Genomic DNA, 25627 nt, shown 5'->3' on the forward strand with positions numbered 1-25627 from the left:
TCCATTGTCAGTTTCTCTTTACTATATTGTAATTACTGTCCTCCACAATTCATCGTTCTACTAGCAAGATAAAACTCATCGCTATTCTTTGTGGATTTGCGGTATTAGTTCCCTATTTTTAGCTAGACATAACACTAATTAATGTTTTATTATAAAACGATTAGAGAAATTGACATCAGCAAATTAATAAATTGTAGTGAGGTGTTCTTTAATGACAAATAGTAAAATGAATCCGAAAGTTGATGAATTTTTAAGTAAAGCTAAAAAGTGGCAAGAAGAATATTCGGCGTTGAGAAATATTGTACTTGACTGTGAACTGACTGAAGAATTTAAATGGATGCATCCTTGTTACACGCTTGAGAACAAGAACATCGTGTTAATACATGGATTTAAAGATTATTGTGCGCTTCTTTTTCACAAAGGTGCCTTGTTAAAGGATGTACATGGGATTCTAATTCAACAGACTGAAAATGTACAGGCGGCGCGTCAAATACGTTTCACTAGCGTTCAAGAAATAGTTGGAATGGAATCGATCATAAAAGACTATATTTATGAGGCCATTGAAGTTGAAAAAGCAGGTTTAGAAGTGCCAATGAAAGAGCATAAGGAATATATAATTCCTGAAGAACTTCACAATAAATTCGATGAAATGCCTACTTTGAAAACTGCCTTTGAAGAATTGACGCCAGGACGACAAAGAGCATATATTTTACATTTTTCTCAACCTAAACAATCCAAAACGCGCGTGTCTAGAATTGAAAAATGCACGCAGCAAATTCTCGATGGAAAAGGATTAAATGATTAAGTTTATGGAGTCACGCCTTTAAATATAAAGTCCAATTTCAAAATTAAGAAATTGGACTTTTATCATTACAAGGGAACAGCGCTCAATGTCCTTAGACTGCTTCTATTCTTCATAACTGTTAATCAAATATTGTATCTTTATTAGGATTTCTTAAAAATTCAAAAAGCATTTTGATCTGAGGATCTGTATTTCTCCCTAAAGAAAGCTTCAGTAAATGATCTTCATGATAAAAGTTTACTCCTTTTGTCTCCAAACCATTTCTTGCATGCCCACCAATAACCTCACATTGAATAAACAATTTATAATAATGATATGGTTGAGGTGGATGAGGATGCTTATTCATATCCAATACAGCAAGCAATTTCGTAGGAACTACATCGTATCCCGCCTCTTCTTTAATTTCTTTTACAATGTTTTCACTAGGCGACAAATCTATATCACAGAAACCACCCGGCAAAGACCATCTATCATCAATTTTTTCTTTTACCAGTAGTATTTTATTGTTATTAAATACTACTCCTCGAACATCTATTTTAGGTGTTTGATAACCCGTTTCATTAGTAAATAAATCCTTTATTTTCTCCAGTTCTAATCCAGTGTATTCTTTCATTATCTCAGCACTTTGAAAACATTCTGAAAGGTATAATAACAAATTGGTAAAGTATTTGCCAAAGTTCCATCGAAGTCAAAAATAATAGCTTTCATACCATCCACCCCTCCATTTCCAACATTATCAAATGAAGGTTAATTTATCAATATATAGACTACAGGAAAAGTTTAAAGTCAGATATCTCCATACGAATGCTTCAAATATTGAGTCAGACCAGCAAAATAAAAGAGACTATCTGTTTAGTCAATAGCCTCTTCAATAAAATAACAGGTGTGTTGATTAACCATTTTTATACATCCAAAGAGGCTGATTTCCGCTACGGGCTACTCGCTTTCCTGCGGGCGAGCGTCGAGCCGCTTCCTCCGCTTCGCTCCGTGCAGGGTCTCGTCTGTCTCGCTTTCCCGCGGGAGTCGAGTAGCCCTACGCTACAATCAGTTAAAATGGAAATATATTGGCAAATTGGTAACGAAAAAATCCTTTTATCGCTCAATAATAAACTTATTTTTTCCTAATCAACACGCCTGATAAAATAATAAAACGATTATACTTCTGTTCTGCCAATTCTCGGATATCACTTAATCTTTTCCAGCTTTTTAACCCCCTAAATTTTACTCTTCCCAGAACAATTCATCTAAGGTTTTATTTAACGTTTTACATATAGCAATACATAAATTCAAAGTCGGGTTATATTTACCTAATTCAATTAAACCGATTGTTTGTCTAGTGACCCCCACTTTTTCAGCCAATTCACCTTGTGATAAATCATGTTCAATTCGAGCCATTTTTAAACGTATGTTTTTCATACTGATCACCACTATCTTCATCTTCTAACATTCTTTGAATAACTCGATCACTTTTCTTTTTAGCAAGCCCATAAAATAAGATTAAAATTCCGGCAATAAATGATGAATACATGAACAGTGATACAAAAAATACCATAAAGAAAAAATATATTGCTTGTGGAGTGCTTTCTGCATAGTTGAATGCACTGTTAACACCCATAATAATTGCAATAACCATTCCAATAGCCACACCGAAAATAATAAATTTAGTACTTAATTTAAATTTACTTGCACTATCGTGAATCTCTACTTCATCAGTAAATATGCCGAGATAGGCTGCTCTGCCACAATAGTAAACAGCTGAGAATATTAAAATCAACCGCTCTGTTAATACATTTTGTGAGGACACTCCCTCTGTTATGAATTTTATTAGGATCGATATTAAACATATTAACATGACAAAGAAAAAAATCTCTTTATAAATTTTATTTTGCTGATTTTTAACTCTTTCGTCGACTTTTTTACTTTTCCAAAACATAAATATTTTACCTCCCCTTATTTTATAATTTTAATTATACAAAATATTTGTCTTTTTGCAATGTATACATTGCATTAAGTTAATTATATCTTTCATTAATAAAATGATACCCTTTACTAGTCTGTTTCCATAGATGTTGATTTAACAAATGACAAAATGAAAAAAACCACTCATCGTGGAGTGGTCATGTTTATTATCTTTATCAAATTTTTAAACTTCAATCTATCAGTTAACTCTGAAGTTAATATGATCGATTGGCCAACAGATGATACTTGTTGTACCCATTATTTTTTCTTTCGGAATGAACCCTACCTCAGGAAATCTACTATCTTTACTTATGCGACGATTATCACCTAATACAAAGTAATGCCCTTCAGGTACGGTAGTTTCACCTAAGTCTTGTTCTAACGTAAAATCATAAGTAAGTGTCCCAGAATCTGTTAATTCCTTCTTGTACTGATCTAAATAAGGTTCACTGTACTTTTCACCGTTTATGTATAATTGATCATCCTTATACTCGATTTTATCTCCTGGCAGACCAATTATACGTTTAATATAATTTTCTTCTTCATTCATTTTAACAACAACAATGTCAAATCGATCAATCGCTTTAAATTTCGGACCGATTATGTTAAGCATAACACGGTCTTTGTCTTCCAATGTCGGCATCATAGATTCACCTTTTACAAGTACTGGAGTAAATAAAAAATGCTTGATTAAAAATGCCACCAATAAAGCGAATACAATTGCCTTTATCCATTCAACAAACTCATTTTTTTGTTTTCCCTGTATTTTTTCCTCCAAAATTTCACCTCCTACTATTTCTCTTATTTAATACGTCGTATATTTAAAATAGTTTCAATTTCAAACCCCAAATAATTAAATATTATATTTTTTTGGAAAGTCACTATAAACAAAGATCAAGAAAATTTTTAATCACCATCGCTATCAGAAACGATTAAACGGCCTAAGTCCCTTAAAGTTCAGGGCTCAAACCGCTGTCATTACCTGAGTTAGTCTGTATCATAGAGTACCATTGTTCTTTCAATTGATTTTGAATCATTGACAGTACCTCTAAAAACAGCTCTTCTTTTGATTTATATAGCTTGCAAAAAGTTTCCGTTGATATTCCAACTTCATTAGGAAGTGTAGCGATACTAGTTAATTTAAATCCTTTCGTTTTCCAACTCTGAGCACAGATATCACGTAACTTTGTTTAAGAAATGGCCTATCTTCTTCAGTAAGATTTTTAGCCTTCAGATCGGTTCCTCTAATTAATATCATTTAGATCAGTCCCTTTCATTTCGTACTTTCATTGTACGAATCGACTTTCTCTTTTTTCTTACTCAATCCTTACAAATTTATTAATTTATAACTGAAGGTGAACTGAATAAGCAAGCTAAAAAACCCTCCACAATTGATTGTAGAAGGCAATAGAATAATTTATTTACGATAAGCATATTTCTCGGCGTATTATCTATCTCTTAATACAGCGTGCTTAATCACGAATTCGGCTTCGTGCCAAGACTCCTACCGCCGTCATTTTCCCAACGATCAATGTCCCAAACAACATCTTCCAAGCCGTCTTGTATTTCTCCGCTAGGAAGGGAACCAGTTATAGAAATACTCATATTATCATCAATGACATGTTAGACATCATCCTTTTTAATAATATTTCATATTTTATATTATGTAATGTTATTTGTTTTGTTCATCACCAAATATGGGTTGTTTTATAGCTAAGAACCTTTTTTAGAATTATCCTTTAATTCTTCCCATGACAATCGTATTATAATAGTTGCCATCTGACAGGAGTTTATCATTTTTTAAGACACCTTCTACTTCAAAGCCAAGCTTTTTATAGAGCAAAATTGCTTTGTCATTTGTCTCTACAACATGCAAGGCCATTTTTTTAATGTCATTAGCGTCAGCCCACTCCACTGATGCTTTTAAAAAATTCTTCCCTATTCCATAGCGCCAAAACGCCTTTAATACACCTACACCAAATTCTACTTTATGAGCAAATCTTTTTAATGGAGACCCCTCACATCTAGAAAATCCGACGATTCGATTATCGACCACTGCTACTAAACACAAATTCCTTGGACTTTCTGTGTCTTCCTTAATGATCTTTTCAAATCCTGTCGCATCGATAAAGCCTTCCCCTTGTTCTCTATCGAAGTTTTCCGTTTCTCCATCAAGTTGTAGCCTCAGATCTGATAATGCTTGAGCATCTTCTATATTGGCAGATCTAATTGTATAATGAAGTTCGTTTACATTAAATTCTTGGCTGTTTATGAGCATTATTGAAACCCCTTTTTACTTATTTTGAAAAAAGTACATGGCTGAATGTTCACGAATCGATTGTGCCAAACGGACTCGTGGTGCTTTATTATTTGCTGTGCATTTAATACATGACTATCTAGTGTGGTATGTGCACCTTCAACTAAAATATTGTGATGGTATCCATGGCTGTAAGCATTACGAATGGTCGTATCAAGACAAAATTCTGTTTGAGCACCCGCGAAAATAAGCTGTTCAATTTGTTGTTCCTGTAAGTATTGCGCTAATTCCGTTTGGAAAAATGCATCCCACGTTGTTTTTTGAATCACTTTATCCTCTGGTTGACGTAGAAGCCCATGATATAGATCCCAGCCAGGCTTGCCAAACGCAAAATCGTCGTCTTTATTTGAATCCGTATGCTGAATAAAAATAATCGGAACTTCGCTGTGCCGTGCCCAAGTTATTAACATATTAATATTTTCTAATACTTTTTCATAATCAAATAAGTAGTTTTCACTATCCAAAAAGAATGCTTCCTGCATATCCACTATAATTAATGCCTGCTTCATATAGTTCTCCTTTAAGAATCTGACTTTGATTCTCTTATTGTACAAAAATCTATTTTCCATTTAAAGAGAATTATGATAAAAAAAGATAACCCTCCATAGCACGATGCCATGAAGGGGGTAAACAATATTTTATTTCATTAATTCCTCAACAAATTCAACTGGTACATATGTTTTTTTTGGTTCTAATAAAGCTGGTGCTACTTTAAAATAACGAAGTGCTTTATTATAGCCATATTCTTTTTGACCACGTGTAATTGTATATGATAATGCGCCTTTAGAAATAATAGCGCCTTTTCCTGTTGATTCTACTTTATAGCCTAACTCTTCGGCAATTAAACGTAGTGGTACCATTTTAGTACCTTCAACCTCATAAAAGTCTTTATTTATAATTTCTTGTACAGCAGCTTTAGATGGATCTACTTCACCTGGCTCTTGTGCGATCGTATCTAAAACGACAACTTTTGAAGGTGGTGTTTGTGCTGGGATGCTCATTGTTGCAATTGTATAGAACACTAGTAAATGTTGTTCTGCTAAATCCTCAGCCTTTACTTTTTTACCAGACAGGCTAAGTAATTCCGTTTCTTTACCAACATTTAGTTTTAATGTGTTATCAGTATTCACTAATTCTTTATTGAAAAAGTCAACTTCAACAATTCCCATTTCTTTTGTTTCAACAATAATTACTTCTGGGTTATATTGTGGTGGATAAATCGTTAGCATTGGTTTATTTGCATACGTGTAAGCCGTTACTTTATCACCTTTTTGTAGTTTAACTTCTTTACCAGTATTATCGAAAACTAGCGTATCGTTATTTACGACAAAAACATTTGTATTTTTGTCCTCTTTAACAGTGTAATATGTTGAATCCTCACGTTTTTCAACACTCTCAATTGTTCCAGCTATTTTAATAAAAATAGGTTGAACTTGTGGATTTTGCTCATTATTATCTTTAGCGTTCGTCACAACCGCTTTCCCTTCGTTCGCTGATGCAGTTGGAGCTACTATAGCGCCCCCGATTAATAATGCTGACATGGCAAATGGTACGACTTTCGTCATTTTCATAAAAAAGCATCTCCTTCATTTCACGAATTCACTGTAGTAGTCGGTTATAAAAGAAAAAGGTTACAACATTTCCAACATTTTTATCATTCCCCTAAAAAAGCCGTGATTCTTTTTACAATAAAGAATCACGGCTGTCACTCATACTATTTGGATGTGTATTTTGTTCGGTTCGCGGGTATTCGTTCATCTTCCGCGGGTATTCCCCTGCTTCGCGCGGGTATTCACTCATCTTCCGCGGGTATTTTCCTGCTTCGCGCGGGTATTCGTTCATCTTCCGCGGGTATTTTCCTGCCTCGCGCGGGTATTCGCTCACCTTCCGCAGGTATTTTCCTGCCTCGCGCGGGTATTCGCTCACCTTCCGCGGGTATTTCCCTGCTTCGCGCGGGTATTCGTCCATCTTCCGCGGGTATTTCCCTGCTTCGCGTGGGTAATTACATTAAATTACATCAAATTAAAACATGAATTGCAGTAGATTTAGTATACGCTGTAAAAAGTATTCACGCTCATTTTGCTTTTTTCGTATATCCAAAGCTATATCTGGGAGATCAGTAATGACTCCATTGACATTTTTCCGAATGAATTCTTGTAATGATCGGTCTTTATTCAATGTCCAGACAAATAAATCAATCTTTTGTTGCTTCACCTCTGCAATTAGTTGATCTGTTACCCATGCTTCCTCAAGTGAAATAAAATCAACTGTTTCATCCATAGGCCCGATATTTAAAGCATAGACAATCCCAACACGTAAGTTCGGCGCCAATTTTTTTAACTGTGTCATCATTTGTGGATCTGATGATTGCACATAGAACGTATCGAGCACCTTATAAGCCTTTAGTTTTTCTACTAACTTGGGCAATATATCTTCCGTTTCTTTACCATGAACTTTCAATTCAATTAGTAAGGAAACATTTAGCGTTTTTGCTACTTCAATAAAATCATCTAAAGATGAAATTTTGTCATTAAAGCCATTAGCATGAATCGTTAATGTCTTTAATTCCCCGAGCGTCATATTGGCGATAACACCATTTTTACCAGTTAGTCTTCTTAATGTTTGATCATGAAATACAACGAATTGTCCATCTACTGTTTGCTGAATATCGATCTCAATTAGATCTGCACCTGTACTTGCTGCACTGACAAGGCCACTGATCGTATTTTCCACATTACCGGTCGTGTAGCCACGATGAGCAATAATTTTGGTGTCCGGTGCATAGACACTTTTCTCTAACGAAATACTATTCATCACACTTAATACGATGAAAACAACCACAACGATGAAGGACAATGGCTTATAGCGACGTTTCTTAAATTTCGGTGTAAACCTTGACTTGCCTAACACAGATGTATTATAGGTAACAGTAACAGCCACCATTACTTGTGAAAACATTGCTTGCAATAAACTAAATAACACGACGAAGACCATTTCTAAAAAAGCAAGCGTAATTCCTGCTGTGACAAGTGCTGTACTCGGTATCAAACGTTCCAAAATATATAATGGCAAGGTGCTTATAATCGTAATTCCAAGCATCACAAGTAAATGAACCGTAACAATCATAGCGAATAATCCAAGTAGTTCTAACAAGCCCCGCATTGAAAAACGCCAGCTCTGTATTAATGAACGTAGTATTGATATTTTGGGCTGGATTGTAAAAATCGGCAAAGCCAAAATGCTACGTATCCCCACGATTACTAAAACAATTACTACAACAGCATAAAGTAAACGACCCGAACGACTGCTCAATATTTCATCTATTAAAAAATGCGGGATAGACATGGCTTGAGTTAATGTTAGTGGAAATATAAATGAAGTTAATGGCAATAAAAGGGCAATATAAATAATGAAAAATATAACTTGAATACTAAAAAAAGAAATAACCTTACGATTGAGCTGCTGCCATATGTGTAGATATCGATAGCGAATTCCCCTTTGTTGATAATAGGCCATTAAAAAAAGAAAGCCCATTTCATAATAAATAAATAGCAACATGAGCATGATCAAAAGAATGATCATCGAGATGACAAAGGGATGCACCATAAAGCTTTGAATATTTTGCTCCGTAATATGTGTGTAGCCCGTTACTCGCAGCATTAGCTTAAATACGATAGCCGTCATAGGCACAATTAATATAAACTGAAATAACTTAATCAGTGCGAAAACCTGTAAATAATCAATGCGATACATATAAATATTGTAGACAGCTTGTCGCATTACTTGTCCCTGTTTGTGCATTTACTCACCCCAGTCATACCTATCGTATCCCCTATCTTAAGCATCTTTGCGATTTTTATAAGCTCTTCCTATGGGATATATTTAGCCATTTATTTCAAATTACTTTCCGCTCTTGAAATACAATATGTTCCATATAATATGCGTGAAAAAATGATAAGATTTCTGTATTTTTAGTGTCTATAAAGATTTTCTTGAAACTTTTTTGTATGTAACACAGTAAATAATACAATCGATACAAATTAAGGGGGGTAGTAATTATGAGACAAACAATTTTTAACATTGAAGATATTAGTACATCCGTACTTCTTGTAATTTTCCTGGCCCTGTTTTTCGTGATGATTAATATGATAAAAAAAATGAAATCTACAGCTCCTGTGCCTCCCCAGGAAACTCTCCAGCAAAAAGTAGATGATTTAACAACTCGAGTGAAAATGCTAGAGCATCAAGTGAAAGATTTATCAGAAAGACGCTAGCTTCTTAAAAAATTATTGTTACATGAAAAAACGCTGTAAAGTTTGTTCTTTACAGCGTTTTTCATGTTCTTATAAAAATATTATGTCAATGAAGACTATAAACAAAGATTGATTTTCACTCCGAATTGGCGCTTTCCGAGGGAGTCGCCACTCTCCGTGAAAAATCAACGGTTCCTAATCAGGGTGAGTCGACAAGCTGAAACCAACTAGCTTTTATTAAACTTTCCTTACCCAGAGACAGAAAACACAACAGTTTCGACGCTGCTCACAAAATACTTAATGGCGAGAATGAAAAAAGGGACATAAAAACACCTGTCCTACCACTATGCTTTCGCACATCTGGCCCAAGCGGCTAACTAGCTAAAGAGGCTGGGACAAAAGGATTTTAGCCAATGAAAAACCCGAACTATATTACGAAACGCTCATTCTGTGTTTCGTAATAATTCGGGTTTTCTGTTTATATTCTTTGTTAATTTAAAAATTATCCGTCTTTCATAAAGGACAAATTAGTTATGCCCCAGCCTCTTCTCATAAACGATACGGCCATCTACAACCGTATAGGCGACTTTTACTTGTGGAATGTTTTCAATATCTATCGTAAAAAGATCCTCTTCTAAAACAGTGAAGTCAGCTGTATAGCCTTTTTCAATCTTACCTCGAACATGGTCTTGAGCGATTATTTGTGCAGCTCCTACAGTATAGAGTCGTACTGCCTCAAAGAGTGAAATTTTCTCTGCTGGACCGTAGCCGTTATGGGATTCCCCAAAATTCCGTCTTGTTACTGCAGCATATATACCATGTAAGGGATTTGGCACTTCAATCGGGGCATCACTGCCACCTGCAACAACTAATCCACGATCTAGCAGCGATTTTAATGGGTGCAAGCCTTTTGCTCGTTCCTCCCCTAGCCTAGCTAGTTCTGCCTCATACTCTCCCTGCACAAATTGCGGTTGCATATCCACTGCGACAGGCAACGCAGCAAGTTTTTCTAAAATATCTTCATCGACTAAGCTACAATGAATAACACGATCTAATTGACCTTCACGAGGTGGATAGGCGGCAAATACTTTTAAAATTGTTTCAATGGCTAAGTCGCCAATTGCATGCACTGCCACTGTTTGTTCATGCTGACGTGCAAGTCGGACATATTCCTCTAATTGTGCTGTTGAGTGTACAAGCATACCGCAATTGCCTGGTTCATCACAATACGGTTCACGAAGAGCTGCAGTACGTCCTCCAAAGGCACCATCGACAAAAATCTTCATGGCACCAAACTCTACATACGGAGAAGATGTTTCTTCCATCTTGGCAACTTCTTCAAATACCGTGTGGTGTTGTAATAAATGAACTTTAAACGATTGCTTTGCCTCGACGATCTTTCGAAAAGCATGTATTGGTTGAAGAGGTGGTCCATAATAGCTTAAATCCTCAGAATGACCACCTACTAAGCCATATGATTGCAAGGAGATTACCGCCTTTTCGAGAGCATCCTCAATATACTCAGGCGTAATATGAGGCATATGGTTCACAATTATATACAATGCTGCATCTTTTAAAACTCCTGTTAGCTGTCCATCCACCTTATCAATGACGCCACCTTCTGGAGATGGTGTGTCCTTTGTTATTCCCGCAAATGCAAGCGCTTTGGAATTAGCCAAAATTAAATGATGGCAGCTGCGCTTAATGATTAAATGTGCTTCACCAAGTGCATCAAGTTCCGCTAATGTTGGGAAAATAGGATCTTTAAATTGTGTCTCATTAAGCCCTATCGCAATCACCCACTCATCAGCGGGAACTTCTAGCATCCGTTCACGAATAATTGCTAGTAGCTCGTCCTTACTTTTGACGTTCGATACATCAATATGCTTTAATTTTTCCCCATAGCCAATAATATGTAAATGACTATCAACAAAGCCTGGGTACATCACATTCCATTGTAAATCTTGAATAGATGTAGCATGTGGCGACAAGCTATCTACTGAGCCTGTCGCCACAATTTTTCCATCTTCTACAAGGACTGCTTCAACTGTTTCGCCAACTTGCGCCATCGTGTAAATTGTTCCACCTGTCCATAACGTTGCCAAAACAATTCTCCTCCTATGCAATCGCTTCTATTAAATGTGCACTTTCTAAACGTCGACGAACAATTACGCCAACCCATGCTGCTAGAACAGCTTTTAGAATACCGACAATGATAAATGGTGCCACGCCGCCCATAAATGCTGCTGTCCAACTTAAGTCTCCTACAATTTTTAACCAAACCGTTCCAAATGCTAATGTTACAACCATCCCAATCAGGTTAGCAATAATAGCGTGGAAGATTGTAATGCCAAATTTATCTAAGTAATAGCCCATAATGATTGCCGTAACTAGGAAGCCAACAATATAGCCACCAGTTGGGCCAACCAAAATTGCAAATCCTCCCGACATACCACTAAATACAGGAAGACCCACTGCGCCAAGTAAAATATAAATCAGTACTGAAAACGTACCAAGTCTTGTCCCTAAAATCGTTACGATTAAGCCTACTGCTAATGTTTGTCCTGTAATCGGTACAGGTGAAAATGGTAATGGAATGCTCACTTGTGCTAACACTGCGATAATCGCTGCACCAAATGCCGCTAACACATAATTATATGTACTACTCTTTTTCAAACTAAATTGCCTCCCTTTGTACGTTAACTCATGTTGTAAATAAGTTAACACAAAGATAAAGCAAATAAAAACCGTTGTCAATCTATTTTGAAATATTGCTATAAAAAAAGAAATTGCTATAGTGAACTAGCAATTCCCCTTCACAAAATTACCAAAGCGGAGTGTTGATAGGATCATCTTCTTGTAAATCAAACACATATGGTGCTAATAGACGATAATAAATATAAACACCAGCTATAAAGAAAATGGTCCCGATCGTAATATTATCAAAAATCATATGCATTAAAGCCATAAGAGGAATCGGGAACGTTAAAATGCCACCCATTTGCACAGATTTCTTTGTACGATATTGTTTTTTCCCACAATAAGGACATTCGAGTTGCCCATTTTTTCGGTACATTTTTCGAGCTTGCTTCTCTGACCAAGTTTCCCCACACTCAATACACACTGGTAGGCCATATCCTTTCTTGATTAACACACGTTTAACAATAAAAGCAATCCCCACCAAAAAGCTAAAGAGCAATATACCTTTTACGAAATCGTATTGTAAAAATGTCCATATACGCCATGTATCCGCTTCTTGCTGTAAACTAGCTGCTTGATGACTTCCTGAACTTTTATCGTGTGATAATAAATAACTAAAACCAATGACAAAAATCGTAAACGTTGCGAGCACCACACGATATTGCCACGGGCTACTTCTTCTTTGTTTAGTTTTACTACGCGCTTTTTGAGCAATTGCTTGTTTTTTTTCATCTGTAAGCTTTACATCCCGAAGTTCATTTAACACATCTTCTTTAAATTGATTCATGGCGTAACACCTCCCAATCATAATCACCGATTGCTGTTGCAAGTTGCTTTCTCGCACGTTGTAATCTTGTACGTATTGTTGCTTCTGGACAACATATGAGCTGTGCAATTTCCACTGTCGTCATATCCTCAAAATAGTAGAGAATTAGTACTTCTCTATAGGCTACGGATAATGTAAACAAAGCTTCTACTAGCTCTCGTTTTGTGGACTTAGCAAGAAATTCTTTTTCAGGCGTGACGGCTGTCGTACGCCCTGTTATTTTTTCAAAGAGTGTCAGTCGTTTACTTTTCCAACTACGCAAATAATCATGGCTTCGATTGACCGTCATTTTCACTAAATATGTACGTAATGATGATTCTTGACGAAATTGCTCCTGCTTTTGATAAAAGGCGATAAACACATCCTGCACAATGTCTTCAGCTGTTGCTTCATTTTTCACATATAAATAAGCAACCTTCAGTAAATAGTCACCGTGCTCTGCAATAATTTTTTCGATATCCATTTGTTGTCCCACCTTCTTTCTAAACTACTGACGGATGCCACTTCATTTCCGATTCATTTTTTCAATAAAATTTTTTAATAGAAAAGAATCTGCAAAACTCCAACGACTATTCGTTGAAATGAAGCAGATCCTTTATGATTGAAAAAAATATTTCGTTGCTGATTAGAATGCTTTCATTTAATAATCCACTAGTACCATCATCTGACCTGTTTATTTACTATTTCCCACATCACTATATTGATTATATAACGTAATTTGGTTACGACCATTGCGCTTGGACGTATACAGTGCTGTGTCCGCGTTATGAATCAGCTCTGCGACCGCGATAATCTGGCCTTGATTGTTTGTACTTAAGCCAATACTAAATTCCAAATGAACGGTCTCATCATTGATTGTTAAAGACAGAGAGTTTAATGTTTGATAGAGATTTTCCGCCATCATTTGTACAGATTCACCTTCCTGTAATTGACAAAGAACAATAAACTCATCTCCGCCAAAACGAGCAACTATCGACTCAAATGGTTGAAAATAGTCTTTTAATTTAGTGGCCGTAATCGTTAAAGCATCATCACCAAATAAATGACCATTTGTATCATTGATTTCTTTAAAATAATCTAAATCAATCATCATTAATGCTAATTGCTGATTTTCTGCAGAAGCTTTCTCTACCATTTTCTCTGCATTCTCATCAAAATAGCGTCGATTATATACATTCGTTAATGGATCAATGAAAGAGGTTTTTTCTAATTGTTTCTTCTGGTCATTGTACTCCATCTCAAATAACATATGAGTATAATTTTCCCTTTGTATTTCAAGTAAAATATTAATATATTCCTTTTGTATCGAGCACAATACAATTTTATTACCTTGCTCTTCTATTAGTTTCACCAAAGAATTATAGATAGTTTGAAGCATAGATAAATCATTATTTTGTAAGGCATAGTGCTTCGACTTTTGGTACAAATCTATGGCCTCGCCAATGCGTCCTTGTTTTTCACAAAGTAAAGCATAGGCATTTATAACCTCCAATTGTACCTTGGAATAAGGTGGTTTCTGAATCATCGCCAACAGCTCTTGCAATAATTCATCTGCCTCATCAAATTCCTCCAACCAAATTTGTGCGACAGCTAAGTTTATTTTTGAATAAATTATCCCTGTATAAGGATTGTCATGCTTTGTCTCAAAAAAATTAGCATAATATAAGCTCTTTAATGCAAAATCCTTCGCTTTTTGATAGTTCCCTAAAGAGTTTTCTAAGTCGCTCAAATTATTATAAATTTTCCCCATACTATCTATATGTTGAATACGCTCAGCAATCTTTAGCCCCTTAATCATAAACTCTCCAGATTTCTTTAAATGGCCCAATGTCCCCCAATAAATGGCCGCTAAAATATAATGATGGATTAAATCGATATCATCACCATATTGAAAGGTTAATTCACGATATTGCTCAAGCACACTAATGGAAACTTGCAAATCACCTGTTTGAAAATAGCTTGCACAGCTATAGCGTAATAATAGAATTGCTTTTTTATACATACCAAGCGCAATAGCACTTTCAATTGCGGCACTACTTATTTCTATATATTCTATAAAGCGATTCGCATTATACAATTCATTTAGCGTAATCCATAATTCTTCAAACTCCTGTGTGTTCATACCGCCCCTCCTCGTATATTAACCCCTACTTCTTTAATACTATCTTTATGTGCAAAATATTACAATTCCTCAGACTCATTTATTTTTAAATTCATGAGTAAATTTTACCTCATAATAATAATAAGTGATTCTTTTCTCCTAAAAATATTAGATATACCTGTAAAAACGACTCCTTTAATATGGAAAATATTTATAATAGTACAAAAACTATAAGCCCCTGGCAAATAAAAAACAAGTCTCTGCTTTAAAGAGACTTGCTGACTGTCGTCAATGGAAGCTATTAAGATTCTTTAATACCTAATATCGCCTTTAACTCTTCTGATCTTTTTTGACTAAGATGTACAATACCACAACCCTCTTTATACACATATAGTGATTGACCGTAACTAACCCAGACATCGAAACGAACTCCTTCTATCATCAATGAATAATCTGGAGGGGTCCCCATATCTTCAGCAGGCTGCCACTCTGTTTGTCGAAAGAATTGCATAACTTCTTGTTCATTTTGGATGTTGAGATTAGTAGTGACTGTTGGTTCACTAATTTCCACATTGTTTAATACCCCGTAGTTTGTGACAATTCCATTTTCGTCTATTGACTGGCTACTATTTGATTCTAAACTAACATAATCTCCTTGCTTAACGTTGAAATCATCCATAACCGGATACCAAGTAGCTTTTGGGTACTTATTCATGATCTGCTCTTGAGAAAGGTTTTCTAGGTCCTTTGGAATAACTCCTTCAACAAATAGAAAAGCATTGGATTCTACCTCTACTTTTATGACTGTTCCCATATACATAATTCCATGTGAGCTACTATTATAATTCTTGATGCCATTTTGCTCCTGAAACGTTTTTTCCTGCTCTGCAAAATGTTTATCAAAATAACGGAGAGCATCTTGAGCAGCTATTTGTTGAACGATACCTTTTGGAAAAGTGGGGTATTTTTCTAAATAAAAGGTTTCAAGCTTTTTTCTAGCTGTATACATTGGTAACAACGGCTCCAAATACGTCTTAAAATATTTATCGACTCCTTCTTCTTGAAAAAGCTTTGCATATTCAGGTACTTGTTGTAACGTAACAAGCTCGTCATAATGCTCATTTCCCACAGCCTTTAGCTCAGCCTCAGAATATTGAAGACCAAGTGACTTCGCGTAATAATAAATGGCAACTACCTCCTTGTAGCGTTCATATGCTTCTTTTGTATAAAATTCCTCGTCTTGCTTGCTCCAATTGATGCGTGTGATTTTTTCAAAATGAGTAAACTGTATATCGTTAAACAAGTTTGCCGATTGTTTCGTCTCCTTATTCAGTAGTTGTACCATGACAAATCCAACTAAACAAAACGTCACAATTGCCGTTAAAAGCGCGAAACGAATGGGCTTTTTAGGTTTGACAGCCTGTTGCTGTAAGACTCTTTTTTTGACACGCTCTTTACTCTCTTCCATATCCCCTGCTACTTTCACCATTTCCTTTTGCCATTTATTCATGTCCAAGCACCTCCCATTCCTCTTGCTTTAAATGAGACTTTAAGGTTTCTCTCGCCCTTTTTAACCTTGTTTTCACTGTGTTTTCTACAATACCTAGAACTTGTGCTATATCAGCAATCTTCATTTCTTCATAATAGTAAAGAATGATTGGCTCTCTATATGTTAGCGGAAGCTTTAAAATAGCCGCCCCGATTTGCGATCTTTCCTCCGCTTCAATCAGTGTATCGCGCTGTATATTAGCCTTCACCGGAAATATTTTTTCTTGTAAAATTAATTTTTTATAATGCCAGCTTTTTAAATAATCCTTGCTTTTATTTATCGTTAACCGAGATAAATAAGCACGTAGCTGTCCACGTTCCTCATAATCATGCTGAGAAAATTTTATAAAAACCTCCTGCACGATATCTTCTGCTGCGTGTCTATTTTTTACGTAAAAATAGGCCAGACGTAATAAATGCTCTGCATGTTCATCCATAATTTTTTCAAGTATGCCGTCCACCTCCCCCTATTACACTATAAACGACTGCCAATAAATGACCGTTTCACTTAATTCCAAAAAATTTCAATTATTGTATTGACCTTGGAGCACACTCCAATGTTAGGATAAATTTAGGAGGTGCTCACATGCATATCAAACAGTTTGCAGCTAAGTATAATTTATCTACTGATACCGTGCGTTACTATGAAAAAGAAGGATTACTGCATCCAAATAAACAGGACAATGGCTATCGCGTGTATGATGTCACTTGTGAACATACAATAAAATTTATTTTAGTATTAAGACAGGTTGGCTTTACATTACAAGAAATCAAACAGCTTCTTACACTCGAGCAAAAGCCCATTTCAGATTCATGTAATCAAGAAACAGTACAACTATTCTCTACAAAGATCACCCACATTGAGCAGCAGTTATTTTTTTATCAGCAGGCACTACAATCCTTACAGCTCACTCAAACATTATTAGCTGAAGGAAAATATGCGGAAAATAAATTGATCATCGGTTCACTGATTGAAGATATGTACAACAAATTACAAGAAGGAAGTGGTCATTATGAAACTACGTAAAATTATTTCATTGGAATATTTACTAGCATTTTTAGGAAGTGTATTTTTCTACTGGTATTTTGAATTTTCGTTCCTATATTTTGTATTGCTGTTATTACTACCTGATATAAGCATGTTAGGCTACATTGTAAACACTAAAGTTGGCGCGTTCTTTTACAATATTGGTCATAGTTTAGTTGTTCCGGTCATTCTCTTGATTATCAGCTTTGTTACTGTATCGACTTCGCTACTAATGGCCTCTATTATTTGGCTTGCCCATATCTTTTTAGACCGTACACTAGGCTACGGTTTAAAATATGATGAAGCCTTTACTAAAACTCATTTACAGCAAATAGCTTAAGTTAGAAGTTGTGATCTTATCGGCGGTTTTGAACGTTTTATCAGCGATGTTTGAGGTTTTATCAGCGATTCTTGCACTTTTATCAGCGATGTTTGGCGTTTTATCAGCGATTCTTGCACTTTTATCAGCGATGGGCTCTTTTAACAGCAGTTCTGTTTAAGTTATTTTTACCCTTTCAAAACCAATTTTCGGAGGGATACTATGGTGTTGAATTTAGTTCTTCGTTTTCTATTAGAAATTTGTGTGATATTGGCTTTTGGATATTGGGGTATACAAGCTGGGAAAGGCATGCTCTTCAAGCTTTTACTTGGCATTGGGGCACCCGCTTTGTTCGTAGTTATTTGGAGTATGTTTGGTTCACCTAAAGCAACATATCCATTGAATGGGACTTTGCATTTTATACTTGAATTTGTGATATTCTCTTTAGCCGTCATAGCTCTGTATGCTACAAGACGAACACAATTAGCGACAATATTTGCCATACTATTCATCATTAATCAGATTTTATTGTCCGTATTTCATCAACGCTAAAAAATCCACGTTATTAGAAGTGGATTTTTTAGCTTTTTTGAAGGTACTTATAGATCGTTGTAAGGTTAGCTTTAATACCGTTTACTCCCTTCCATTCCCTATACTCTTTAGGTATACCAAATTCAGCAATAAAATCTTCCAGTGACAACTTTCGTTGAAGAGCCTCTTTTGCGCGTTGAGTCATGAAAGATAAATAATCAATTAACGTATCGCATAAAGTCAAATCTGCAATATTACCATGACCAGGTACAATTATATTTATATCGAATTGTATAACTCGCTTTAATATCGTCAAAAATTCTTCAGGATTATAGATCGGTACATGTAAATCTTCTGTCGCTAAATCACCCATAAAAGCTATTTTTTCTTTAGGTAGGTACATAAATGTATCACTCGGTGAATGTCCTCCGCCTAAACAGTATAATTCCACAGTTCTATCGGAACCTGTGATAGTCAATTTTTCTTCAAATAACAAGGATGGTAACACAATTTGTAATTGAGATAAGTCATCTAACACCTTCGACATTTCTTGATATTGGTTGATTAAACTCACTTTTATAATGGTGTCCTCTGTTGAATCGATTTGATTTTTTAGCTGAAGCAGGTACTGATTCATGTCCTGTTTTTCCTTCTCATAATCTTCAATCTTATTCTTTTCTTTGCACAATTTCTCCGTTCCATATGTAGAAATAATCGTTGTATCTGAAAATACTTGATTTCCAAAAACGTGATCCCCGTGATAATGACTGTTAATCAAATACTTTACTTTCTTACCCGTTAAACTTTCCGCTTGGCGTCTTAACGCTTCCCCCGCTGAAGGCGTACTTAGCGAATCAAAAACTAGAAGCTCGTCACCTAAATCAATTATTCCTGCATTACTCCAAGCACCTTGACCTGGTTTAGCAATGGCAGCAAACACACCGTCACATAAAGTATGCAAAGTAAAATACTTTGTTTCTACAATCCCCTGTTCCATTCATAGCCCCCTAAAAGTTTTAACATATTATAGCATTCATACTTCAAGATAAATCAATGTTTCGTGAAATTAAAGTTGTTTAATTTATTATCAAGAGCTAAATGTAAAAAGCCATAAAAAAATGGGTGATATATATTAGTTAACAATAATATGTATCACCCTTTTACTACTTGTCAACAATCGCTCCTTATAATGGAATAACGAAAATACTTTATTAATTTTGCACCCTTTTCATTAATCGCTTTAATTTATTTTCTGTATCCGTTTCCTCTACTGGTGTATAAACACTGCACCGTAAATCCATCTCACCTTGAACCTGAAGAGAAGTTAAATTAAACAACATTTTGCCTGCTTTAGCATGTCTGAATTCAATTATCATTTCTGGAGCTTTGCTCACTTGACTTTCTTGCCACAAATCCTGAAATTCTGAATGTGAATGACTCATTTCATTAATAAATTGGTTGTACCATTCATCGCCTAAATAGTGTCCATAATAGGTACGGAAAATAGCAAGAAAACCTTTCGCAAAATGCTCCCAATTGACGGCCAATGCTTTGAATTCTTTTCTAGTGAACACTAAACGAATCAAATTTCTTTGATCATTCGATATTTGTTCAAAATCTAAAAAAACATGAGCAGCTGCCGGATTCCAGCCCACTATATGGCAATGTCGATCTGTAATGATAGTTGGACAATATGTTAATTCAGTTAGTATTCGCTTTAAAGAGGGGCTAAGCTCTGATTGATTATTTTTTTGATTTGTAATTTCTGATTTTGTCCCTAATGCCAGGTCATATAAGTAGTCTCTTTCATCATTATTTAATTGTAGAGCTGTAGAAATACAATCAAGTACGATTGAAGAAACTTTTATATCTCTTCCTTGCTCTAGCCATGTATACCAAGTGGTACTTACACCTGCTAATTGTGCAACTTCTTCTCTTCGTAATCCAGGGGTTCTTCTCCGGTTTCCAGCAGGTAAACCAACAGTCTCTGGCTTGATTTGAGCACGTTTAGCTTTTAAGAATGTCGACAAAGCTTCAAGCCTAGTATTATCATTCATTTTTAAAACTCCCCATCTTATCAATTTATTCTATTAGTAATTATACCAGGATAAACTATTACTTGTAATAGGATAAAAGAGATGTAAAATACAAGTAAATCATTTATATGGAGGTATAAAAAGTGGAAAGAGTTGTGATTACTGGTATGGGGATAGTGTCTCCTTTAGGAAACAACATCCAAACATTTTGGAACAATTTGATTAATGGGGAATCTGGTATATCCACTATTGATACATTTGATGTTACTAATCATAAGACAAAAATTGCAGGTATCGTCCAAGGATTTGATGCGGATGAAGTTTTAGGAAAGAGTGAAGCTAAACGTTTGGATCGTTTTGCTCAATTTGCTTTGGCTGCAGCTGAACAAGCTTGGGTAGATTCTAAGTTAGACCTTGATCATATAGATGTAGAACGGTTAGGCGTATATGTAGGTTCAGGTATAGGTGGAATTGAAACCTTGATTGAAAATATTGATACGCTTAGACAGAAAGGGCCTAGAAGAGTTAGCCCAACCCTAATACCTGCCATTATTTCTAATGCTGCTGCAGCTCAAATTAGTATCAAGTGGAACGCAATGGGACCTTCTTTATCGCCCGTTTCTGCTTGTGCAATTGGAAATACAGCTATTGGTGAGGCCTTTAGACTAATTCGTTCTGGAGAAGTTGACGTTATGTTCACAGGTGGAACAGAGGCAGCTATAACAGACTTATCAATAGCAAGCTTTAGTAATGCTACAGCATTATCAAGAAGAAACGATGATCCCACTAAAGCTAGTCGTCCATTTGATGAAAATCGAGATGGATTTGTCATGTCAGAAGGAGCTGGAATTCTAATCCTAGAATCTTTATCTCATGCTTTACGTAGAGAGGCAAAGATTTATGCAGAAGTCATTGGATACGGAGCAAGTTCAGACGCACACCATATCGTAGCTACGCATCCGGAAGGTAAAGGGGCCTACCTTGCAATGAAATCAGCTTTAAAAAATGCAAATTTATCGCCTGAAGAAATTGATGTTATTAGTGCCCATGCAACAAGTACAAAAGTTGGAGACATCTCCGAAACGATGGCTATTAAGCAGCTGTTTGGTAAACAAGCTTATCAGATTCCAGTAACAGCTAATAAATCTATGCTCGGTCATATGTTAGGGGCAGCAGGCGGAGTTGAAGCAATTGCTTTAGCAATGAGTTTAAAGGAAGGTATAATTCCTCCTACAATTAACTTAGAAAATCCTGATCCATTATGTGATCTCGATTATGTACCATCTATTGCTCGCCAAGTGAATATAAATACGGGTCTGTCTAACTCATTCGGTTTCGGAGGTCATAATGCGGCTATTGTATTAAAGAAATACGAGTGAATAAACTTTCTCTAATAAATCTAACCGTTTCTTAAGGAAATGGTTAGATTTATTCCGTTCAATGGCCCGTTTGTTGAACAAGTAGAAAACGGAGTACCCTTAGATTTTCCTATGAGCTTTTGAATGCATCCGCCCACATTTGCGGACTAATGCTTATTTAGACTTCAATAGTATATAACTTTATTGTTAGTACATAATCAAGAGAAAAAGAAAATCCACTCTTTTTCAAAGTGGATTTTCTCATCATATTAAATAAGTCGCTTAATCAGCGTTTCATATAACGCAACAATTAATAAGCCACCAAGTATAGGGGTTAAAGAACTAAAACTGAAATAAAAACCTCCATCATAGTATTGTCCTAAGAAATGAAATTGCAGCCATGGAACGCCATATGTTTCACCGACACCGTATAAAAAAACTGTGCTAAATAGAAACAACGCTAGACATTTAATAAATTCATTTCTCTTCATACAATTCACCTCACTTAACGATGGTCATTTGTTTTGCGTATGCTACAAGGTCTTCGATTGTTAACTCAGAATTTCCAATAAAAATGCTATATTGATAACCGTTTTCCTGCCAGCTAATACTACGGAATTTATTCTCATCCATTACAGTACCTTTTTGACCTCGGATGTCCATTTCTTTTTCACCTATAATAGGCTCTACCTTAGTATCATTACTATTTGCTTTAAAAACTGTTACTGAAATATCTTGCTGACCATTCTTTGCATAATTAAAGGTATACTCTGAACGATCTTCTATCCCTTTATCTAATGAAATACCCTCCAAAGTTAGTCCATTTACTTCTGGCACCATTAAAAATTTGCCTAGCTGTTCTTTCACTGTATCCAGTGTTACTGACTTAGATTCAGGTACACTTATTTCTTCCACTTTTGTATCCTTTGGAATATCAATTGTAAATTGGGCATCATCAATTTTTGCCTTTTCATCCATTTTCGTATACTCTGTTGTCATTTTATTTCCAGCACTTTTCGTTATTGTTTTTAACGTTACCCATGTTTTTTTATCGACCCATACTTCGATATCACCTATTAAAGTATCATCTTTTTTAGCTTTCGCTACAATTTTATACGTATCTCTTCCAGCAATCTTCTCCTCTCCGGCAATTTTCACATCATGTGTATCCTTTACTGCATTAAATAGTATTTCTAACTGATCTCTTTGTGATGGGAGTTCATCTAAGCCATTTTTGCTAATATCTATTTTATGAACAGTGTTTTTAACAACATCATACATAATAACCTGTGAGCCATTGTTGACTGCGATGCTATGCTCACCATTTTCAGCTGTTGACTCAATACGTCGTTTACCATCTTTAGTCCACTCTTTGACTTGAGCTTTTCCACCAACCTCGCCCATATCCATTGTGTATTCAGCGTAATAAGTAAGTGGTTCTTTCGTTTCCTGTAATGCGTGATCAATAATTTCCTGTGGTGAATATGACCCTTCTGTATTACAACCTACTAAGCTAAATGTTAGTGCGGCAACTAAACCTGCTGCACGTAATGATTTTTTCCAATTCATTATCAAATCTCTCCTTTAAATGGTGGCAGCCAGCAAAGTACAGCTGTTCCATTGCTTTCTTTCGAGACAAGCTCTACTGTCCCACCATGCTTTTCTATTATTTGTTTTGCAATATTTAATCCTAAACCAGTGCCGCGTTCCCCAGCCTTTGTTCGTGCTGTATCTGCTTGGTACATGGGCTCGAATAACTTCTCAATATCCTCTTTTTTTACACCTTGCCCGCTATTTTGCACAATGATATACATACCATCCTGCTTTATTAATGCATTTGATACAAAATCAAAGCACCCTATAGGACACTGTCCAGCATTCACGGCTGCTAAACGTATCGTTGTACCTACTGCTCCATAGCGCCAAGCATTACTCATTAAATTGTCGATCACCCGTTGAAGCTGCTTCGGATGTACTGCATACATTCCCTCTATGTCACAAGTAACTTCAAGCATAAATCCTTGATCCTTGCAAAGCTGATCATAATCAGACAGTGCCATTTCAAAAAACTCCGCCCCATCTACTTCTACAAGTTCTAAATGATAGCTTGTCGATTGCAGTAAAGTGTACATTAGTAAATCCTCTAACATATGCTTCATCGTTTCTGACTTTGTTAAAATAATTTGTCGGTACTCGTCTTGCTGTTCTTCTGATAACGCCTTGCTTTGTAAAGACTCAGCATATGCTTGAATAGCTGTAAGAGGTGTTTTCAAATCATGGGAAATACTCGCAATCATTAACTCCTTTTGCTGTTGTTCAGCTTTTAAATGAGTACGCGCAGTTTCAATTTCGTCCTGCATGGCAAGAAAGGTTTGAGCAAGTTCTCCAATTTCATCTTTTCTTGCCACTAAATTTGATTCCACATGCTCCCCCTTTGCAAAAGCACGCATTAGCCGCATCAGTTCATGTAACGGTCGATTTAATTTACGATTAAGCAGCATCATAACTGCAAAATAAATAAGAAGAAATAATAATATAGAGCTTACTATTACAAGCCAAGAACGACTTTCTACGCCTTTTACCCAATCCGTCCTCACTAATTGAATCTCATAAATCCCAAGCAATTCTCCATCTTGATAAACAGGTTCTTTATAAGTAAAGGCATTGTAATTTTGCTTTAGCTCATATAAACCTTTAAAAATACTTTCTTTCGAATCAAACACCAACACCGATTTCAATGGATTTGAAGAATACAAAAACAAGCCTGATTTCGAGTAAAGTGTAATTGCAAGATGATCATTCGTTAATGCTTCTATATCTTTTTTATCCGCATTTTTTGTATAATACATAGGATTTTCGAGAACAGATTTTACCTGATTGAGCTCTGTTAATTTTTCGAAATACTCAGCAACGTTTTTATCTTGATAATAGGCATTAATCCACACATAAAGGCTATATGCACCTGTTATCGGTAAAACCATCACAATGAAAAAAGTAATGAGTAACCATGTTTTAATCTTCATAATAGTTCACCGATAAAGCGGTAACCCTTGCCCCATACTGTTTGTATATAATATGGTGATTTGACTGGATCTTTTAGCTTTTCTCGTAGCGCCTTTATATGTACTGTGACTGTATGTGTGTCATCTACGCTCGCCTGTTGCCAAATATGCTGATAGAGCTCTTCTTTTGAAAAAGTTTGGCTTGGATTTTTCGCAAGTAGTTTTAACAGAGCGAATTCCTTTTGTGTTAAGGCAAGTTCTTTATCTTCAAGCCGCACTGTTTCCTTTTGCCAATCAATTTTTAAGCCGTGTACAAAGGATGTTACATCTTCCGTTATTTCTTTTTTCGTATAACGTTTCCAGCGGCGTAAGTGTGAGGCTACACGTGCCTTTAACTCCTCTAAGCTAAACGGTTTCGCAATATAATCATCAGCGCCCTGCAAGCCCTCAACCTTATCTGCCTCTTCCTTACGCGCACTCATCATTAAAATAGGAACATCACTTTCCCAACGAATATTTTGACAAACCGTAAGACCATCCATCTCAGGTAACATCCAATCGACTAACACTAAATCGAACGTATCGGCTTGAAAATCAGCTAGCCCTTCAAGTCCTGTTGTTGCCCAAGTAATTTGGTATCCCTCTTGCTCAAGCGTATCCTTCACAATACGTCCAATCGCCGTATCATCCTCAATCAGTAATAGCTTTTCTTTCATCTGTTTTCCTCCTGAACTAACCTTACTATGTAAAAAGACATTTTTTCTGAACTTTACACTTTCTTTATAATTACCATAGATCTGTTTTTCCGTCACTTCTCGTTTTTTATCCGTCGTTTGGCTCGGCCTTTC

Annotated in this window: 30 protein-coding genes and 1 pseudogene; 8 read left to right on the plus strand and 23 right to left on the minus strand. The window is 35.8% G+C overall.

Annotated elements, in window-relative coordinates:
• Positions 1 to 211: 211 nt before the first annotated feature.
• Positions 212 to 805, plus strand: a complete 594-nt coding sequence (locus AMS59_RS02450) for a YdeI family protein (protein WP_053482178.1) — start codon at positions 212 to 214, stop codon at positions 803 to 805.
• A gap of 118 nt (positions 806 to 923) precedes the next feature.
• Here the strand turns inward: AMS59_RS02450 and AMS59_RS02455 are convergent, their stop codons facing one another.
• From AMS59_RS02455 to lepB, 5 genes and pseudogenes are all read right to left on the minus strand, one after another.
• A complete protein-coding gene (locus AMS59_RS02455) occupies positions 924 to 1415 on the minus strand; it encodes an NUDIX domain-containing protein (protein WP_053482179.1) in 492 nt (163 codons plus the stop codon).
• Positions 1416 to 1429: 14 nt separating this feature from the next.
• Positions 1430 to 1510 (minus strand): annotated as a pseudogene (locus tag AMS59_RS24000) (HAD hydrolase-like protein); the annotation flags it as partial.
• 513 nt (positions 1511 to 2023) lie between these two features.
• Positions 2024 to 2218, minus strand: coding sequence for a helix-turn-helix transcriptional regulator (locus tag AMS59_RS02460; RefSeq protein WP_053482180.1), 195 nt, complete (start codon positions 2216 to 2218; stop codon positions 2024 to 2026).
• A complete protein-coding gene (locus tag AMS59_RS02465; protein ID WP_053482181.1) occupies positions 2184 to 2735 on the minus strand; it encodes a DUF6773 family protein in 552 nt (183 codons plus the stop codon). Before AMS59_RS02465 ends, AMS59_RS02460 begins: the two co-directional genes overlap by 35 nt.
• Positions 2736 to 2960: 225 nt before the next feature.
• Entirely contained in the window at positions 2961 to 3539 is a 579-nt protein-coding gene (gene lepB / locus AMS59_RS02470; protein WP_053482182.1) for a signal peptidase I, read from the minus strand.
• A gap of 124 nt (positions 3540 to 3663) precedes the next feature.
• On the opposite strand from lepB, the gene AMS59_RS26860 reads away from it, so the two are divergent.
• Positions 3664 to 3747 carry an IS3 family transposase gene (locus tag AMS59_RS26860; RefSeq protein WP_369814306.1) on the plus strand — a complete coding sequence of 28 codons (84 nt, stop codon included), beginning with the start codon at positions 3664 to 3666 and terminating at the stop codon, positions 3745 to 3747.
• Between the two features lie 746 nt (positions 3748 to 4493).
• Here AMS59_RS26860 and AMS59_RS02475 read toward each other — a convergent pair.
• The 5 genes from AMS59_RS02475 to AMS59_RS02490 all read right to left on the minus strand — a co-directional run bounded on the left by AMS59_RS02475 (position 4494) and on the right by AMS59_RS02490 (position 8879).
• Positions 4494 to 5039 carry a GNAT family N-acetyltransferase gene (locus AMS59_RS02475; RefSeq protein WP_053482183.1) on the minus strand — a complete coding sequence of 182 codons (546 nt, stop codon included), beginning with the start codon at positions 5037 to 5039 and terminating at the stop codon, positions 4494 to 4496.
• A complete protein-coding gene (locus AMS59_RS02480) occupies positions 5039 to 5587 on the minus strand; it encodes a cysteine hydrolase family protein (protein ID WP_053482184.1) in 549 nt (182 codons plus the stop codon). Before AMS59_RS02480 ends, AMS59_RS02475 begins: the two co-directional genes overlap by 1 nt.
• Before the next feature lie 129 nt (positions 5588 to 5716).
• Positions 5717 to 6649, minus strand: a complete 933-nt coding sequence (locus AMS59_RS02485) for a stalk domain-containing protein (RefSeq protein ID WP_053482185.1) — start codon at positions 6647 to 6649, stop codon at positions 5717 to 5719.
• A 112-nt stretch (positions 6650 to 6761) separates the two neighbouring features.
• Positions 6762 to 7046 carry a hypothetical protein gene (locus tag AMS59_RS24755; protein WP_156304534.1) on the minus strand — a complete coding sequence of 95 codons (285 nt, stop codon included), beginning with the start codon at positions 7044 to 7046 and terminating at the stop codon, positions 6762 to 6764.
• A 54-nt stretch (positions 7047 to 7100) separates the two neighbouring features.
• Entirely contained in the window at positions 7101 to 8879 is a 1779-nt protein-coding gene (locus AMS59_RS02490) for a glycerophosphoryl diester phosphodiesterase membrane domain-containing protein (RefSeq protein ID WP_053482186.1), read from the minus strand.
• A gap of 257 nt (positions 8880 to 9136) precedes the next feature.
• On the opposite strand from AMS59_RS02490, the gene AMS59_RS02495 reads away from it, so the two are divergent.
• Positions 9137 to 9352, plus strand: coding sequence for a FeoB-associated Cys-rich membrane protein (locus AMS59_RS02495; protein WP_053482187.1), 216 nt, complete (start codon positions 9137 to 9139; stop codon positions 9350 to 9352).
• A gap of 506 nt (positions 9353 to 9858) precedes the next feature.
• Here the strand turns inward: AMS59_RS02495 and AMS59_RS02500 are convergent.
• The 7 genes from AMS59_RS02500 to AMS59_RS02530 all read right to left on the minus strand — a co-directional run bounded on the left by AMS59_RS02500 (position 9859) and on the right by AMS59_RS02530 (position 16967).
• A complete protein-coding gene (locus tag AMS59_RS02500; RefSeq protein ID WP_053482188.1) occupies positions 9859 to 11436 on the minus strand; it encodes an amidohydrolase in 1578 nt (525 codons plus the stop codon).
• A gap of 13 nt (positions 11437 to 11449) precedes the next feature.
• Positions 11450 to 12007 (minus strand): biotin transporter BioY, encoded by a 558-nt coding sequence (locus AMS59_RS02505; RefSeq protein WP_053482189.1) that lies wholly within the window; start codon positions 12005 to 12007, stop codon positions 11450 to 11452.
• A gap of 148 nt (positions 12008 to 12155) precedes the next feature.
• The gene (locus AMS59_RS02510) at positions 12156 to 12818 is read right to left on the minus strand and encodes a TIGR04104 family putative zinc finger protein (RefSeq protein ID WP_053482190.1); all 663 of its coding nucleotides are present in this window, start codon (positions 12816 to 12818) and stop codon (positions 12156 to 12158) included.
• A complete protein-coding gene (locus tag AMS59_RS02515) occupies positions 12805 to 13320 on the minus strand; it encodes a sigma-70 family RNA polymerase sigma factor (protein WP_053482191.1) in 516 nt (171 codons plus the stop codon). Before AMS59_RS02515 ends, AMS59_RS02510 begins: the two co-directional genes overlap by 14 nt.
• 210 nt (positions 13321 to 13530) lie before the next feature.
• The gene (locus AMS59_RS02520; RefSeq protein ID WP_053482192.1) at positions 13531 to 14979 is read right to left on the minus strand and encodes a tetratricopeptide repeat-containing diguanylate cyclase; all 1449 of its coding nucleotides are present in this window, start codon (positions 14977 to 14979) and stop codon (positions 13531 to 13533) included.
• Between the two features lie 280 nt (positions 14980 to 15259).
• Complete coding sequence (locus AMS59_RS02525) at positions 15260 to 16468, minus strand: hypothetical protein (RefSeq protein WP_053482193.1); 1209 nt, start codon at positions 16466 to 16468, stop codon at positions 15260 to 15262.
• Positions 16461 to 16967, minus strand: a complete 507-nt coding sequence (locus AMS59_RS02530; RefSeq protein ID WP_082337356.1) for a sigma-70 family RNA polymerase sigma factor — start codon at positions 16965 to 16967, stop codon at positions 16461 to 16463. Before AMS59_RS02530 ends, AMS59_RS02525 begins: the two co-directional genes overlap by 8 nt.
• Before the next feature lie 125 nt (positions 16968 to 17092).
• Here AMS59_RS02530 and AMS59_RS02535 point away from each other — a divergent pair, with 125 nt between their 5' ends.
• Genes AMS59_RS02535 through AMS59_RS02545 form a run of 4 tightly spaced genes read left to right on the plus strand, consistent with a single transcriptional unit; the run spans position 17093 to position 18404 of the window.
• A complete protein-coding gene (locus AMS59_RS02535) occupies positions 17093 to 17533 on the plus strand; it encodes a MerR family transcriptional regulator (protein ID WP_053482194.1) in 441 nt (146 codons plus the stop codon).
• Positions 17520 to 17873 carry a DUF4260 domain-containing protein gene (locus AMS59_RS02540; protein ID WP_053482195.1) on the plus strand — a complete coding sequence of 118 codons (354 nt, stop codon included), beginning with the start codon at positions 17520 to 17522 and terminating at the stop codon, positions 17871 to 17873. The genes AMS59_RS02535 and AMS59_RS02540 overlap by 14 nt, the downstream gene beginning before the upstream one ends.
• A gap of 28 nt (positions 17874 to 17901) precedes the next feature.
• Positions 17902 to 18033, plus strand: a complete 132-nt coding sequence (locus tag AMS59_RS26605; protein WP_255349993.1) for a hypothetical protein — start codon at positions 17902 to 17904, stop codon at positions 18031 to 18033.
• Between the two features lie 41 nt (positions 18034 to 18074).
• On the plus strand, positions 18075 to 18404 hold the full coding sequence (locus AMS59_RS02545; RefSeq protein ID WP_234007660.1) for a YrdB family protein: 330 nt from the start codon (positions 18075 to 18077) through the stop codon (positions 18402 to 18404).
• 28 nt (positions 18405 to 18432) lie between these two features.
• Here AMS59_RS02545 and AMS59_RS02550 read toward each other — a convergent pair whose 3' ends face one another.
• Complete coding sequence (locus AMS59_RS02550; RefSeq protein ID WP_053482196.1) at positions 18433 to 19380, minus strand: MBL fold metallo-hydrolase; 948 nt, start codon at positions 19378 to 19380, stop codon at positions 18433 to 18435.
• A gap of 214 nt (positions 19381 to 19594) precedes the next feature.
• Complete coding sequence (locus AMS59_RS02555) at positions 19595 to 20440, minus strand: helix-turn-helix transcriptional regulator (protein ID WP_053482197.1); 846 nt, start codon at positions 20438 to 20440, stop codon at positions 19595 to 19597.
• A gap of 122 nt (positions 20441 to 20562) precedes the next feature.
• Between AMS59_RS02555 and fabF the strand changes: the two genes are divergently transcribed.
• Entirely contained in the window at positions 20563 to 21798 is a 1236-nt protein-coding gene (gene fabF, locus AMS59_RS02560; protein WP_053482198.1) for a beta-ketoacyl-ACP synthase II, read from the plus strand.
• Between the two features lie 248 nt (positions 21799 to 22046).
• Here fabF and AMS59_RS02565 read toward each other — a convergent pair whose 3' ends face one another.
• From AMS59_RS02565 to AMS59_RS02580, 4 genes are read right to left on the minus strand one after another with little or no spacing between them, the layout of a single operon-like run.
• Positions 22047 to 22268, minus strand: a complete 222-nt coding sequence (locus tag AMS59_RS02565; protein ID WP_053482199.1) for a hypothetical protein — start codon at positions 22266 to 22268, stop codon at positions 22047 to 22049.
• A 10-nt stretch (positions 22269 to 22278) separates the two neighbouring features.
• The gene (locus AMS59_RS02570) at positions 22279 to 23346 is read right to left on the minus strand and encodes an outer-membrane lipoprotein carrier protein LolA (protein ID WP_053482200.1); all 1068 of its coding nucleotides are present in this window, start codon (positions 23344 to 23346) and stop codon (positions 22279 to 22281) included.
• 2 nt (positions 23347 to 23348) lie between these two features.
• Positions 23349 to 24800 carry a HAMP domain-containing sensor histidine kinase gene (locus tag AMS59_RS02575; RefSeq protein WP_053482201.1) on the minus strand — a complete coding sequence of 484 codons (1452 nt, stop codon included), beginning with the start codon at positions 24798 to 24800 and terminating at the stop codon, positions 23349 to 23351.
• Positions 24797 to 25495 carry a response regulator transcription factor gene (locus AMS59_RS02580; RefSeq protein WP_053482202.1) on the minus strand — a complete coding sequence of 233 codons (699 nt, stop codon included), beginning with the start codon at positions 25493 to 25495 and terminating at the stop codon, positions 24797 to 24799. The genes AMS59_RS02575 and AMS59_RS02580 overlap by 4 nt, the downstream gene beginning before the upstream one ends.
• Positions 25496 to 25627: the final 132 nt, after the last annotated feature.

Source organism: Lysinibacillus sp. FJAT-14745 (assembly GCF_001275675.1).
In the GTDB taxonomy this organism is placed as follows: domain Bacteria; phylum Bacillota; class Bacilli; order Bacillales_A; family Planococcaceae; genus Lysinibacillus.

Coding starts and splice junctions, on each gene's coding strand:
- AMS59_RS02450 (WP_053482178.1), top strand. CDS start 212: ATGACAAATAGTAAAATGAATCCGAAAGTTGATGAATTTTTAAGTAAA.
- AMS59_RS02455 (WP_053482179.1), bottom strand. CDS start 1,415: ATGAAAGAATACACTGGATTAGAACTGGAGAAAATAAAGGATTTATTT.
- AMS59_RS02460 (WP_053482180.1), bottom strand. CDS start 2,218: ATGAAAAACATACGTTTAAAAATGGCTCGAATTGAACATGATTTATCA.
- AMS59_RS02465 (WP_053482181.1), bottom strand. CDS start 2,735: ATGTTTTGGAAAAGTAAAAAAGTCGACGAAAGAGTTAAAAATCAGCAA.
- AMS59_RS02475 (WP_053482183.1), bottom strand. CDS start 5,039: ATGCTCATAAACAGCCAAGAATTTAATGTAAACGAACTTCATTATACA.
- AMS59_RS02480 (WP_053482184.1), bottom strand. CDS start 5,587: ATGAAGCAGGCATTAATTATAGTGGATATGCAGGAAGCATTCTTTTTG.
- AMS59_RS02485 (WP_053482185.1), bottom strand. CDS start 6,649: ATGAAAATGACGAAAGTCGTACCATTTGCCATGTCAGCATTATTAATC.
- AMS59_RS24755 (WP_156304534.1), bottom strand. CDS start 7,046: ATGGACGAATACCCGCGCGAAGCAGGGAAATACCCGCGGAAGGTGAGC.
- AMS59_RS02490 (WP_053482186.1), bottom strand. CDS start 8,879: ATGCACAAACAGGGACAAGTAATGCGACAAGCTGTCTACAATATTTAT.
- AMS59_RS02495 (WP_053482187.1), top strand. CDS start 9,137: ATGAGACAAACAATTTTTAACATTGAAGATATTAGTACATCCGTACTT.
- AMS59_RS02510 (WP_053482190.1), bottom strand. CDS start 12,818: ATGAATCAATTTAAAGAAGATGTGTTAAATGAACTTCGGGATGTAAAG.
- AMS59_RS02515 (WP_053482191.1), bottom strand. CDS start 13,320: ATGGATATCGAAAAAATTATTGCAGAGCACGGTGACTATTTACTGAAG.
- AMS59_RS02520 (WP_053482192.1), bottom strand. CDS start 14,979: ATGAACACACAGGAGTTTGAAGAATTATGGATTACGCTAAATGAATTG.
- AMS59_RS02525 (WP_053482193.1), bottom strand. CDS start 16,468: ATGAATAAATGGCAAAAGGAAATGGTGAAAGTAGCAGGGGATATGGAA.
- AMS59_RS02535 (WP_053482194.1), top strand. CDS start 17,093: ATGCATATCAAACAGTTTGCAGCTAAGTATAATTTATCTACTGATACC.
- AMS59_RS02540 (WP_053482195.1), top strand. CDS start 17,520: ATGAAACTACGTAAAATTATTTCATTGGAATATTTACTAGCATTTTTA.
- AMS59_RS02545 (WP_234007660.1), top strand. CDS start 18,075: ATGGTGTTGAATTTAGTTCTTCGTTTTCTATTAGAAATTTGTGTGATA.
- AMS59_RS02550 (WP_053482196.1), bottom strand. CDS start 19,380: ATGGAACAGGGGATTGTAGAAACAAAGTATTTTACTTTGCATACTTTA.
- AMS59_RS02555 (WP_053482197.1), bottom strand. CDS start 20,440: ATGAATGATAATACTAGGCTTGAAGCTTTGTCGACATTCTTAAAAGCT.
- AMS59_RS02565 (WP_053482199.1), bottom strand. CDS start 22,268: ATGAAGAGAAATGAATTTATTAAATGTCTAGCGTTGTTTCTATTTAGC.
- AMS59_RS02570 (WP_053482200.1), bottom strand. CDS start 23,346: ATGAATTGGAAAAAATCATTACGTGCAGCAGGTTTAGTTGCCGCACTA.
- AMS59_RS02575 (WP_053482201.1), bottom strand. CDS start 24,800: ATGAAGATTAAAACATGGTTACTCATTACTTTTTTCATTGTGATGGTT.
- AMS59_RS02580 (WP_053482202.1), bottom strand. CDS start 25,495: ATGAAAGAAAAGCTATTACTGATTGAGGATGATACGGCGATTGGACGT.